The organism is Streptomyces sp. NRRL WC-3618 (genome assembly GCF_001280005.1).
Lineage (GTDB): Bacteria > Actinomycetota > Actinomycetes > Streptomycetales > Streptomycetaceae > Streptomyces.
Window position 1 is genome coordinate 21,896 of sequence record NZ_LGDW01000107.1, and the last position, 12,392, is coordinate 34,287.

General features: G+C 72.2%; 11 protein-coding genes and 1 pseudogene. 6 read left to right on the plus strand and 6 right to left on the minus strand.

The genetic code is table 11. The features are described from left to right. Positions 1-10: 10 nt before the first annotated feature. Positions 11-2,164, plus strand: coding sequence for a germacradienol/geosmin synthase Cyc2 (gene cyc2 / locus ADL01_RS13155; RefSeq protein WP_053742141.1), 2,154 nt, complete (start codon positions 11-13; stop codon positions 2,162-2,164). A 20-nt stretch (positions 2,165-2,184) separates the two neighbouring features. Here the strand turns inward: cyc2 and ADL01_RS41035 are convergent, their stop codons facing one another. From ADL01_RS41035 to ADL01_RS46100, 3 genes and pseudogenes are all read right to left on the minus strand, one after another. Next, on the minus strand, positions 2,185-2,601 hold the full coding sequence (locus tag ADL01_RS41035) for a hypothetical protein (protein ID WP_063783514.1): 417 nt from the start codon (positions 2,599-2,601) through the stop codon (positions 2,185-2,187). Between the two features lie 126 nt (positions 2,602-2,727). Next, positions 2,728-2,937 (minus strand): annotated as a pseudogene (locus ADL01_RS43675) (hypothetical protein); the annotation flags it as partial. 397 nt (positions 2,938-3,334) lie between these two features. After that, positions 3,335-3,850 (minus strand): hypothetical protein, encoded by a 516-nt coding sequence (locus ADL01_RS46100; RefSeq protein ID WP_063783515.1) that lies wholly within the window; start codon positions 3,848-3,850, stop codon positions 3,335-3,337. 238 nt (positions 3,851-4,088) lie between these two features. Between ADL01_RS46100 and ADL01_RS13165 the strand changes: the two genes are divergently transcribed. Continuing rightward, positions 4,089-4,691, plus strand: a complete 603-nt coding sequence (locus ADL01_RS13165) for a PDZ domain-containing protein (RefSeq protein ID WP_053742142.1) — start codon at positions 4,089-4,091, stop codon at positions 4,689-4,691. Positions 4,692-4,701: 10 nt separating this feature from the next. Here the strand turns inward: ADL01_RS13165 and ADL01_RS13170 are convergent, their stop codons facing one another. Continuing rightward, the gene (locus tag ADL01_RS13170; protein ID WP_078960495.1) at positions 4,702-5,457 is read right to left on the minus strand and encodes a metallophosphoesterase; all 756 of its coding nucleotides are present in this window, start codon (positions 5,455-5,457) and stop codon (positions 4,702-4,704) included. Between the two features lie 228 nt (positions 5,458-5,685). On the opposite strand from ADL01_RS13170, the gene ADL01_RS13175 reads away from it, so the two are divergent. Then, the gene (locus ADL01_RS13175) at positions 5,686-6,813 is read left to right on the plus strand and encodes an aminopeptidase P family protein (protein WP_053742144.1); all 1,128 of its coding nucleotides are present in this window, start codon (positions 5,686-5,688) and stop codon (positions 6,811-6,813) included. Between the two features lie 58 nt (positions 6,814-6,871). Next, a complete protein-coding gene (locus ADL01_RS13180) occupies positions 6,872-7,816 on the plus strand; it encodes an aminoglycoside phosphotransferase family protein (protein WP_053742145.1) in 945 nt (314 codons plus the stop codon). A gap of 24 nt (positions 7,817-7,840) precedes the next feature. Here ADL01_RS13180 and treZ read toward each other — a convergent pair whose 3' ends face one another. Further along, a complete protein-coding gene (treZ, locus tag ADL01_RS13185) occupies positions 7,841-9,586 on the minus strand; it encodes a malto-oligosyltrehalose trehalohydrolase (RefSeq protein WP_053742146.1) in 1,746 nt (581 codons plus the stop codon). Positions 9,587-9,783: 197 nt separating this feature from the next. On the opposite strand from treZ, the gene ADL01_RS13190 reads away from it, so the two are divergent. Continuing rightward, positions 9,784-10,335, plus strand: coding sequence for a DUF1707 and FHA domain-containing protein (locus tag ADL01_RS13190; protein WP_053742147.1), 552 nt, complete (start codon positions 9,784-9,786; stop codon positions 10,333-10,335). A 65-nt stretch (positions 10,336-10,400) separates the two neighbouring features. After that, positions 10,401-10,856, plus strand: coding sequence for an SSI family serine proteinase inhibitor (locus tag ADL01_RS13195; RefSeq protein WP_053742148.1), 456 nt, complete (start codon positions 10,401-10,403; stop codon positions 10,854-10,856). A 39-nt stretch (positions 10,857-10,895) separates the two neighbouring features. Here ADL01_RS13195 and ADL01_RS13200 read toward each other — a convergent pair whose 3' ends face one another. Continuing rightward, positions 10,896-12,155: a M14 family zinc carboxypeptidase gene (locus ADL01_RS13200; protein ID WP_053742185.1), complete on the minus strand. Its 1,260-nt coding sequence runs from the start codon at positions 12,153-12,155 to the stop codon at positions 10,896-10,898. Positions 12,156-12,392 lie beyond the last annotated feature (237 nt).

Sequence of the window (12,392 nt, forward strand, 5' to 3'; positions counted from 1 at the left end):
GGCCCCGCGCATGACACAGCCGTTCGTACTCCCGCACTTCTACATGCCGTATCCCGCGCGGCTGAACCCGCATCTGGACGAGGCGCGCGCCCATTCGACCGTCTGGGCACGGGAGATGGGAATGCTGGAGGGCTCAGGCGTCTGGGAGCAGTCGGACCTCGACGCGCACGACTACGGGTTGTTGTGCGCGTACACGCATCCCGACTGCGACGGGCCCGCCCTCTCGCTGATCACCGACTGGTACGTGTGGGTGTTCTTCTTCGACGACCACTTCCTCGAGGTCTTCAAGCGCAGCCAGGACCGCGACGGCGGCAAGGCCTATCTGGACCGGCTGCCCCTTTTCATGCCGCTCGACCTCTCGACCCCCGTACCGGAGCCGCAGAACCCGGTCGAGGCGGGCCTCGCCGACCTGTGGGCGCGCACGGTCCCGGCGATGTCCGTGGACTGGCGCAGGCGGTTCTCCGTCGCCACCGAGCATCTGCTGAACGAGTCGATGTGGGAGCTGTCCAACATCAACGAGGGGCGTATCTCGAACCCCGTCGAGTACATCGAGATGCGCCGCAAGGTCGGCGGCGCGCCCTGGTCGGCGGGGCTCGTCGAGTACGCGACCGCCGAAGTGCCCGCGTCCGTCGCGGAGTCGAGGCCGCTGCGGGTACTGATGGAGACCTTCTCGGACGGCGTCCATCTGCGCAACGACCTGTTCTCCTACCAGCGGGAGGTCGAAGACGAGGGCGAGCTCAGCAACGGTGTGCTGGTCCTGGAGACCTTCTTCGGGTGTACGACCCAGGAGGCCGCCGAGACCGTCAACGACATCCTCACCTCGCGGCTCCACCAGTTCGAGCACACCGCGCTCACCGAAGTGCCCGGCCTGGCCCTGGAGAAGAGCCTCACACCGGACGAGGTCGGCGCGGTCGCCGCATACACGCGCGGGCTGCAGGACTGGCAGTCGGGCGGCCACGAGTGGCACCTGCGCTCCAGCCGGTACATGAACGAAGGAGCCCTGGAGGAGTCGCGGCCGTTCGCGCTGGGCGGCTTCGGCACGTCCGCCGCCAACATCGGCGCACTGCTCGCCTCGGCCGGCGCCGAACGCATGCGCGCCTACACGCACGTCCCCTACCAGCGGGTCGGCCCTTCGATCCTGCCCGATTTCTACATGCCGTTCCGGCTCAACCTCAGCCCGCACCTGGACGGCTCCCGCCACCGGCTCACCGACTGGACGCACAGCATGGGCATGCTCCAGGAGGGCGTCTGGGACGAGGACAAGCTCGCCGCGGCCGACCTGCCGCTGTGCGCGGCCGGCATCCACCCCGACGCGACGGCCGACGCCCTCGACCTCAGCTCCGCATGGCTGGCCTGGGGCACCTACGGCGACGACTACTACCCCCTCGTCTTCGGCCACCGCCGAGACCTCGCCGCGGCCCGTCTGTGCACCGAGCGCCTCTCCGCCTGCATGCCCATCGAGGGCGACGGATTCCCCACCCCGGTCAACGGCATGGAACGCGGCCTCATCGACCTGTGGCGGCGCACGACGGTCACGATGACCCCCGAGCAGCGGCGCACGTTCCGCGCGGCGGTCGACGTGATGACCGAGAGCTGGGTGTGGGAACTGGCCAACCAGACCCAGAACCGGATCCCCGACCCGATCGACTACCTGGAGATGCGCCGCGCCACCTTCGGCTCGGACCTCACGATGAGCCTGTGCCGCATCGGCCACGGCCGGACGGTCCCGCCGGAGGTCTACCGCAGCGGCCCCGTCCAGTCGCTGGAGAAGGCCGCCGCCGACTACGCGATGCTCATCAACGACGTCTTCTCGTACCAGAAGGAGATCCAGTACGAGGGGGAGATCCACAACGGCATCCTCGTCGTCCAGAACTTCTTCGGCTGCGACTACCCGACCGCGCTCGGCATCATCCACGACCTGATGACCCAGCGCATGCAGCAGTTCGAGCACGTCGCCGCCCATGAGTTCCCGGTCCTGTACGAGGACTTCAAGCTCACCGACGAGGCACGCGCGACCATGGACGGCTATGTGGACGAGCTGCGGAACTGGCTCTCCGGCATCCTGAACTGGCACCAGCAGGTCCCCCGTTACAAGTCCGACCACCTGGAAAGCAGGTCCCACGGCTTCCTGCCGGACCGCGGATCGGCACTGATGCTCGGCTGACGGCGCCCCGCCGTCGTCCGTCAGCCGAGGTCGCGCACCCGCTCCGCCGTGTCCTCGGCGAGCTCCCGTACGCCCGTCGCGGCGTTCCCCGAGAGCTCGCCGAGTATCGCGTCGGAGGCGGCCAACAGGGCCCGGGCCTCATCCGGGAGGTCCGCGTCGGCCAGCGCGCGGGTCAGGGTGCAGTGCTCCTCGGCGATGAAACGGCCGAGGTTCACCCCGTGCCAGAGCCGCAGGGACGTGTCCCGGGGATCGGTGAGGACGGCACGCAGGGCCGCCAACGTGGCGACGGCCTGCGGCAGCAGGCCCAGCTCCCGTTCGAGGCGGGCCTGCGTCAGACGGGCCGACACCCGTGCCCACGCCGTGTCCTGAAGGGCGGCGAGCAGCCGCTGGGCGCGCAACGCCTGGAACCGGTCGCCGAGTTCCCCGGGTGAGCGCACGCAGCGGTGACGTGTCCAGAGCTTGCGGTGTCCCACCGGACCGCCGGAGCAGGTGCTGCGCCAACTCGGTCTCGTCCAGCAGGCGGATCAGGGTGACCCGGGCCAGTTCCGTCATCCCCTGGTCGCGGTCAGCTCCGCGCGATAGGGGCCGGCGACCTCCTCCGGCAGGGCCGACTCGAAGACGGACAGGGCCTGCCCGAACTTCATCTCGCCGCCCTTGAGCTCGCCGAGCACCTTGAACAGCTGTTCCGCCGTGCGCTGTTGCAGCTCGCGGCCAGCTCCGTCCAGGTGAACGCAGGCTCGTCCGCCGGGTCCGTGCCGAACATCGAGCGTCAGTCTCCAGCGCCCACCGCCGCAGCTCCGCGCCCGTGTCACCGGGTCCGGGCAGCTCGCTCAGACCGCATGCCGTGTCGAAGTCGGTGTCCCGGACCTCGTGCAGCAGCGGCAGGTCCTCGGCACGGCCGTGCAGGCCCACCAGGACGGCTCCGAGGCGCAGTTCGTCCGTCATCGACGCCTCGGCCTCGTACCTCACCAGATGCCGCAGCAGGCCCAGATCACCGTCGGCCCGGTCGAACTGCGCGGCACGCAGGGTGAGCCGGCGGCGCAGCGGATCCCGGGCCACCGCGTCCCACGCCGCAGAGCGGTCGCCGGCCCGCAGCGCGGCCAGGTCGGCCCGGCCTCGGGCGAGCACCGGCTCCCACAGGGGCGGGCGCGGATGCGGGTCGAGTCGCGCCTACGCGCCGCCGTCCTCCGCGTTCAACAGCAGGAAGTCGGGCTCGGCGCGCAACAGCGCCATGTGCAGCATGCCGATCAGCTCCACGGGGGAGCGCTCGGACAGCCCCAGGAGGGCGCGGAGTTCGGCGCGTTCGGCATCGACGTCGTAGTCCGCGCGGATCTCCTCCTCCGTCTCCGCGACCCGCGCCAGGATCTTTTCCGGGCCGTCGACGGGCGACAGATCCAGATAGTCGTGCCAGCCGGGCAGGCCGATCACCGTCTCGAGCGCCTCGTCGGCACTGGAACCGATGATCCCGGCCGAGCCCTCCGAGTCGGCGTACAGCACGGATCCGTCCGCGCAAACGAAATACGTACCTCCCGCGCCGTCACCCGCCACCGGCGTCAGCGGTTCGCCCGAGGCGAGGCGGACCTCCTCCCCGTGGTCGGCGCGGTCGAGGTCGAACTCGAACGGGAACGCGGCGAGTTCGGCGGCGGCACGGCTCTGGCGCAGCAGCCGCAGGGCGTGATCGGTCATGTCACAGAACGTAACAGCACCCACTGGCAACGGGATGGTCCGCATCTGTTGGCGGTTTACCGACCTTCTGCGTCGTTATCTGTCCTTGTCTGTCCTTGCCTGTCCTTCTGTGTCCTTCTGGGTCCTTCTCTGTTCCTAAGAGGTGAGAGATGCCCATGTCCGACCCCGTGGCAGTCTCACTCGTTCGTGGCTCGTCGTGCGCTCGTGCGCCGGGTAGAGCACCTGCCGGAGGCGAACCATGGAACAGACTGCGCTGCGTCCCAAGCCGATGCCCGGGCGGGAACCGGCCGACGGCACCCCACCCCGCCAGGTCCGGCGCCCGCATGCCGCGCGACGGCGCGGGCGACGGCTGATGACCCTGCTGTTCGGCCTGTTCGTCGGGGCCGTCCTGGTGCTCGCGGGCGTCGGGCTCGGCACACTCGGCGCCACGACCGTCGGACTGAGCAAGCTCGCGGAGCTGCACCGCCAGACGGGACAGGGCGGGCGGACCGGGCAGCCCGGGGTGCGGGCGGGCGCGCCGGCCCCCACCAAGTCGCCCTCGGGCGCCTCGGGTCCACCCGTCGCGCCGCCGGCTGTGACCGCGACGCTCGGTCTGGAGGCCGTCGACGCGGAGAAGGCGGGAGCCCTGCTCGTCGGCGTCCATGTCCCCGGCCCGGGCTACACGGCGGGCCTCGTCCGGGGCGACGTACTCCTCGCGTTCGGCGGGACCCGGATCGACTCGGCGGCCGACCTCGCCCGGGTGGTCGGCCACGCCCGCCCCGGCGCGGAGATCACCCTCACGGTTGTTCACCGCAGCGGTGGCCATCAGCAGTTGGTCGCGGTCCCGGGCGTCGTCACCTGACCGGTGCCCGTCACACGACCACCCGGAAGTGGCTGGTCAGCCGACCGGTGTCGGCCAGCACATGAAAGGCGAGGCCGACCGGCGCGTCCCGCTCCGTGATCCCCTCGCCCTCCCAGGGCAGCCGGAGGGTCCCGGTCACCGCCGGGCCGACGAGCAGCGGGCGGCCGGCGAAGGTCGTGGCCGCAGGTGTGTGGGCGTGCCCGGTGACGATCCCGGCGATCCGGGGCCGGCGTTCCATCAGGGCGGCCAGCCGACCGGCGTGGGTCGGCTGAAAAGCGTCCGGCAGGGGATGGTGCGGGGCGACCGGCGGATGGTGGAAGGCGAGCAGCGCCGGGACGGTGTCGTCCAGTTCGTCGAGCGTCCCCTCGATCCAGTCGTACGTCTCGTCGTCGAGGGCGCCCTGGACGCTGCCCGGCACGCTGGAGTCGCACATCAGGACGGCGCCGTCGTCGAAGACATGCGCGCTGTTGACCGCTTCCTCGGATGCGGGCAGCCCGAGCAGCGCCTTGCGGTACGGCCCGCGGCTGTCGTGGCCGCCCGGGCAGGTGAGCACCGGGAAGGGCGCGTCGCCGGTGCGCAGGCCAAAGATGTGCGCGGCTTCCTCGTACTCGGCTTCCGTGCCGTGGTCCGCGATGTCCCCGGTCACCAGTAGCGCGTCCACGTGCCCCGGCAGCTCCCACAGCCGGTCGCGCACCCGTTCGGCGCGCGCCCTGGACCGTGCGGTTCTGTCGAGGTGCAGATCGCTGATGTGGGCGAGCACGAGCATGAGCTTCCCTCGGCCTTCGGTGATTCCCGTAATGGTTCGAGCAGGTCCAGCCATTAGATCTAGTGCCAGATCTAAGCATGAGATCTAATGGTTGCTCAACTTCCATCCGTTAACTGAAGAGGTGGGAGGCAGGTGAGAAGGTGGGCGCGGACGTCAATCGGCTCGCGCCGCCCCGCGCATCCGGGCAGGATGCTGCCCGTAGCCCCTCGCCCTTCCACGGAGGCCCGGATGACCGGCAACAGGCCCGCGCCCTTCACCGCCGACGACTACCGGGCCCGGATGCGGCGCGCCGCCCGGGCGGCCGAGGACGCGGGGCTCGCCGGGCTCCTGGTGGCACCCGGACCCGACCTCGTCTGGCTCACCGGATACACGCCCACCGCGATCACCGAGCGCCTCACCCTGCTCGTACTGGCCGCTGGACAGGACCCGGTCCTCGTGGTCCCCGCCCTGGAGGCCCCGGACGCGGCACACGCGGCGGGCGCGCCCGCCCTGACGCTGCGCGACTGGACCGACGGCAAGGACCCCTACGCGGCCACCGCGTCCCTCCTCGACGGAGCGGGCCGCTTCGGCGTCAGTGACAACGCGTGGGCACTGCACCTGCTGGCACTCCAGCAGGCGCTGCCCGGCGCCTCGTACGTCTCCCTCACCGAGGGACTGCCGATGCTGCGCGCGGTGAAGGACGCGGCGGAACTGGCACACCTGGCAGCCGCGGGAGCGGCTGCCGACGCAACGTACGAGGAGATCCGGAAGGTTCCCTTCGGCGGACGCCGGGAGAGTGACGTCGCGGGCGATCTCGCCGATCTGCTGCGACGGTTCGGGCACTCCCAGGTCGACTTCACGATCGTCGCCTCCGGCCCCAACGGCGCCAATCCGCACCACGAGGCCGGCGACCGCGTCATCGAGCGGGGCGACATGGTCGTCCTCGACTTCGGCGGCCTCCTGCACGGCTACGGCTCCGACACCTCCCGCACGGTCCACGTCGGCGAACCGGACGCCGAGGAGCGCAGAGTCCACGACGTCGTGCGCGAGGCCCAGGAAGCCGGTTTCCGCGCCGTGCGGCCCGGCGCCGCGTGCCAGGACGTCGACCGGGCGGCCCGCGCGGTCATCACCGAGGCCGGGTACGGCGAGTACTTCATCCACCGCACCGGCCACGGCATCGGCGTCACCACACACGAGCCGCCGTACATGATCGAGGGCGAGGAACTGCCCCTCGTCCCCGGCATGTGCTTCTCCGTGGAACCCGGCGTCTACCTGCCCGGGCGCTTCGGCGTACGTATCGAGGACATCGTCACGGTGACCGAGGAGGGCGGCCGGCGCCTCAACGACACGACCCGCGAACTGGTCATAGTGGACTGACCGCACCCCAGGAGTCCCACACCCTCTGCCCTCACCCCCCGACGACAGCGGCGCGACCATGACCCAGCCACCGACACCCACCGCGGACACCGTCCGCCGACTGGTCCGTTCCCTGCTCGCGGACGGCACCGTCGGCGCGGGCGGCGCGACCGGTCCCGGCCCCGAGATCCGGCCCGCCGGCGAGCGGTCGACCTGGTGGGTGGGCTCCCGGCACGTACTGCGCCTGGCTCCCGACCCCGAGACGTCCGCGCGACTGCGCCGCGAACCACGCCTGCGCGACCTCGTCCGCCCGCACATCGGCGTCGCCGTCCCCGTCGCGGTGGCGCACGGCGAGTGGGCCGACCAACTGGCCTACACGCTGGACACCAGGCTGCCCGGCGGCTCCGCCGAGGAGCACGACGTCTCCGCCGTCGGCGAGGCCGACCTGGCCGCGCTTCTCACCGGGCTGCGCGAGGTGCCCGTACGTCAGGCCGAGACGCTCGGCGTGCCGCGGGTCGCGCCACGCTCCCTGGAGGCGTTGCGGCGGGCCGCCGCGAGGTCGGCCGGACGCCTCGCCCCGGCCGACGAGTTCGACCCTGCGCTGCTCCAGCAGCTGACCCCGTCCGCCACCGCACAGCTGGCCGCGCAGGCCGGTACGGCGGTCCTCGTGCACCACGACCTCAGGGGCGGCAACCTCGTGGTGAGCGCCGACGGGCGGGTGCGCGGCGTCCTCGACTGGACCGACGCGGTCGTCGGCGACCCGGCCGAGGACATCGCGGGGCTCGCTCGTGCGGTCGGCTCACCCGCGGCCGTACGTGCCGCCACCCTCGCCGGCTACGCGGCCCGCCCCTGTCTGCGCGGTCTGTGGCTCGCCCGCTGCGACACGGTCGTCCAGCTGGCCCAGAGCCTCGCCCGCCGCGACGCCGGCCCGCTGCCGCTGCTCAGGGTCCAACTGCGGCGCGCGTGGGAGGCGATCCTGCTGGAACGGGTGACGGAGCTGCGGGAGGACGGCGAGGAGGAGTAGCCCGCCCCTCCCGCGCCTCCCGGCTCACTCCTGCTCGAGCACCACGCAGGACTCTCCGGGAACGTGCAACAACCCGTCCGCACCCGGCAGTTCCACCGGCTCCCAGGCGGCCAGCACCCGGGCCCGGCGTGGGCCCAGAGGGATCGCCGCCGACTTCGCGGAGAGGTTCGCCACCACCCGTACGTCGCCCCGGCGGAAGCCGATCCAGCGGGCCTCCTCGTCGTAGGCGACCTTGATGTCCGAGAGGTCCGGGTCCGTGAGGTCGGGCTGGGTGTGGCGCAGGGCGATCAGGTCCCGGTACCAGGACAGCACGCGCGCGTGGGGCTCACGTCCGGGCTCCGACCAGTCGAGGCAGGAGCGGTCGCGCGTCGCCGGGTCCTGGGGGTCGGGCACCTCCTCCTCGGCCCAGCCGTGCGCCGTGAACTCCCGCCGCCGGCCCCGCCGTACGGCCTCCGCGAGCTCCGTGTCCGTGTGGTCGGTGAAGAACTGCCACGGCGTGCCCGCCGCCCATTCCTCGCCCATGAACAGCATCGGCGTGAACGGGCCGGTGAGCATCAGCGCGGCGGCGCAGGCGAGCAGCCCGGGGGAGAGGGTGGCCGAGAGGCGGTCCCCCTGGGCGCGGTTGCCGACCTGGTCGTGGGTCTGCGTGTAGCCGAGCAGCCGGTGCGCGGCGACCCCGGTGCGGTCGAGCGGGCGGCCGTGCGTGCGGCCCCGGAAGGTCGAGTAGGTGCCGTCGTGGAAGTAGCCGCCCGTGAGCGTCTTGGCGAGCGCCGCGAAGGGCGCCCGTGCGAAGTCCTCGTAGTAGCCCTGCGACTCACCGGTCACCGCCGTGTGCAGGGCGTGGTGGAAGTCGTCGCTCCACTGCGCGTGCAGTCCGAGACCGCCGCCCGCGCGCGGGGTGACGAGCCGCGGGTCGTTGAGGTCGGACTCGGCGATCAGGGACAGCGGCCTGCCCAGCTCGGCGGCGAGGGTGTCCACGGCCGTCGACAGCTCCTCCAGGAAGTGGCGCGCGCGCGTGTCCCGCAGCGCGTGCACCGCGTCCAGCCGCAGCCCGTCGACGCGGTAGTCGCGCAGCCAGGCCAGCGCGCTGCCGAGCAGATAGGCGCGCACCTCGTCCGAGCCGGGCGCGTCCAGGTTCACGGCGGAGCCCCACGGCGTCTGATGCGTGTCCGTGAAGTACGGGCCGAAGGCGGGCAGATAGTTGCCGGACGGCCCCAGGTGGTTGTGCACGACGTCCAGGACCACACCGAGCCCGAGTCCGTGCGCCCGGTCGACAAAGCGTTTGAGCGCCTCGGGGCCGCCGTACGGCTCGTGCACGGCCCACAGGGAGACCCCCTCGTACCCCCAGCCGTGCCGCCCCGGGAACGGGCACAGCGGCATCAACTCGACGTGGGTGACGCCCAGTTCCACGAGGTGGCCGAGCCGCTCGGCCGCCGCGTCCAGCGTGCCCTCGGGCGTGTACGTGCCGACGTGCAGCTCGTACAGGACCGCGCCCGGCAGCGCGCGGCCCGCCCAGTCGGTGCGCCAGGTGTGGCGCCCGTGGTCGACGACGGCACTCAGCCCGTCCGGTCCGTCCGGCTGGCGGCGCGAGCGCGGGTCGGGCAGCACGGGGCCGTCGTCCACCGCGAAGCCGTAACGGGACCCGTCCCGTGCCTCGGCCTCGCCGGACCACCAGCCCGCACGCTCCGGATCGCGCCCCAACGCGCGCGTGGCGCCGTCGCACTGGAGCGTCACACGACTGGCCTGCGGAGCCCACACCTCGAAGTGCACGGTGGATCCCCTTCGTCTGCGTGGCGGTGCTCACCGGGAGTTAGCCCGTCCCATGGTGCTTCAAACCCCGATGGTCCACGCTTGGATCTTCATGTTTTTTCTTCACGTTTGCCTCAGGTGTCATCAGGTCGGCACGGACCGGCCGTCGTTTCCGCGTTTTCTGGACACCCCGCGCGCGCTGCCCGACAATCACGAACGTGACGTCGTCCTTCGAGTTCCACACGTATCCCGCTCGCCTCTCCGACGCGGAGCGCGACCGGGCGCTGAAGGCGCTGCGGGACGGGGTCGCACTGGGCCGGCTCTCGCACGACACGTTCATCCGGCGCATGGAACTGGCGCTCGTCGCCCGCCGCTCCGACGAACTGGCCGTCCTCACCGCTGACCTGCCCACCGAGAGCCGGATGTCCCGCCTGGTGTTCGGGACGGTCGAAGCCGTCTCCGGCTTCTCGGTACGGCTGCGCAGGGCCTGGCAGGCCGAGCGGCTCCCCAAGCTGCTGCTGCCCCACCCCGGCAACGGCCACCCGCTGCGCATAGGGCGCGACCCGGCGAACGGCCTGCGGCTCAACCACGAGACGGTCTCGCGCGTCCACGCCGAACTCCGGCACCAGGGCAGCTTGTGGGTGCTGCGCGACCTCGGTTCGACCAACGGCACGACGGTGAACGGCCGCCGCGTGATCGGCGCCGCCGTCGTCCGGGACGGTGACCAGATCAGCTTCGGGCACATGGCGTTCCGGCTCGCCGCGGAGTGAGGTGTGGGCTCCCGTTCGGGTGAGTCGGACTGGGGCGCGGGGACCGCGGTGCCGATGCACAGGGAATGACCCACACGATCGGCACCGCCGACCCGACCAAGCCCGTACGCCCCCTCAGGACCCTCAGGACCGCGCGAGCGGTACGCGGTGCCCTGCTGGCCGTCGGCCTCCTCGTCGCGGGATCCGCCCCCGCCCAGGCGGTCTCCCAGGACGTCCGGGACAACTGGCTCTACGTCACCGTCACCCGGGGCGAGCAGGGTTCCGGGGACACCCGGAGCACCCTGGTGCTGTGCGACCCGCCCCAGGGGCACGCGCAGGCGACCCGGGCCTGCGCGGAACTCGCCAGGGCTGACGGCGACATCGCCGGCATCCCGCCGAGAAAGATCCTCTGCCCGATGCTCTACGCACCCGTCACCGTGCACGCGCAGGGTGAGTGGAACGGCCGTCCGCGGGAGTACGACAGGACCTTCTCCAACGCGTGCGAACTGGGGGCGCGGACCGGGGCGGTGTTCGCGCTGTAGGTGCCCACGGGGGCTCCTGGACCAGGCGAACGGTTTCGCCTAGCCACTCCGAGGGGCCCCCTCGCGCGCGTGCCGCGCCGCGGCCACCACCGTGCGGGCCTGGTGTTCGACCTGGTGCTCCAGGGGGACCCAGCGGGCGCGGAAGCGGTCCATGAAGGCGTCGCTCCACGTCGCGACCAGGTGTTCGAGGCGCGGCGCCGCACGGTCGTCGGTCTCCAGCAGGACCCGCAGCAGCATCGCGGCGGCCCGCAGCGGCAGCCGGCGGCCGAAGGCGTCCACGCTGCCGACGTACGCCATCGTCGTGTCGGCGGGCGGTGTGTGCGTCCAGTCGGCGGCCAGCCCCGGCACCAGCTCCAGCGCCCACCGGGCGGCCCGCAGCAGCGGCCCCTCAGGGCCCGTCAGCCGGGGCAGCGCGTCGCCGAGGACCCGCTCCACCTCCAGCCCGTCCCGCAGCAGCCGGGCCGCCAGCCGCCGTATCGCCGCCGCCGGCGCGGGATGCGGGGCCGGGTCGTCCACCAGGTCGCTCGCCCACATCGGCACCTCGACGACCGCGGTCAGGCCGCCGTACCGGTGGGCGTGGTACCAGGTGCTGTGCCGGGCGTCGTCCGGCATGCTCGGGTACGCGGCGTCCGAGCCCGGCGCCGGCATCACGTGCACGCCCGGTCCCGACGCGGGCCAGCCCGCCGCGTCCGAGGCGCCCCTCTCCACCGGTATGTGCAGCTCCGCCGCCGACTTGACGAACGGCTCGGCGAGCCCGGGGACGTCCTTCGTCAGCTGCACCCAGCTGCCGCCCACGTCGGTGCCGTGCAGGGTGACCTGGAGGTAGGGCCGCACCTCGTCGATCACATCGGTCAGGGTGCGGGTCTCCGGCGGGAGCAGGTCGGGCGGCAGTACGGAGGGCGACCACTCCGGTTGCTCGGGGCCGGCGGGCCGGTAGAAGCCGTGGTGGTAGTCGAGCAGGCTGCGCGGCGCCGGTGTGACGTGCAGGCTGGCCCCGTCCGGGTCCGCGCACAGCAGGAAGTGCCAGGAGGTGCCCGAACGCAACTCGCGGTCGTGCACGGCCCGTTCCGCGAGGGCCAGGAGCGTGGAGCCCCCTGTGGGCTCGTTGGCGTGGGCGCCCGCGACGACGAGCACGGCGCGTTGCGCGTGGCCCACGGACAGCAGATGCAGGGGCCGTCCCGCGCGGGAGGTGCCCACCTGTCTGAAGGCGCACAGGCCGGGCCGAAGAGCCGTCAGCGCCCGGGCGGACGAGACGAGTTCGTTCACACTGGGGTAGCGCTGCTCCGGCAGGAGACTCACCCCCGTCTGGTCCACCCTGCGTCGCAATCCGCAGTACCCCATGCTGTCTGGAAACTGTCAAGAAGGCGGTGCGGCGGTTCGAGGGGGCGCCAAGGAGCATTCCACCGCCGACGGGCACCGTCAGCAGGGACATCAGCTCCTCGGGACGGCCCGCGCACCGCCCGCAAAGGCGGGTATGCATGCCATCGGCGGGGGCGCGAAAGAGGCGGCGCCCCCCACCACCACAAGCCGGTCATC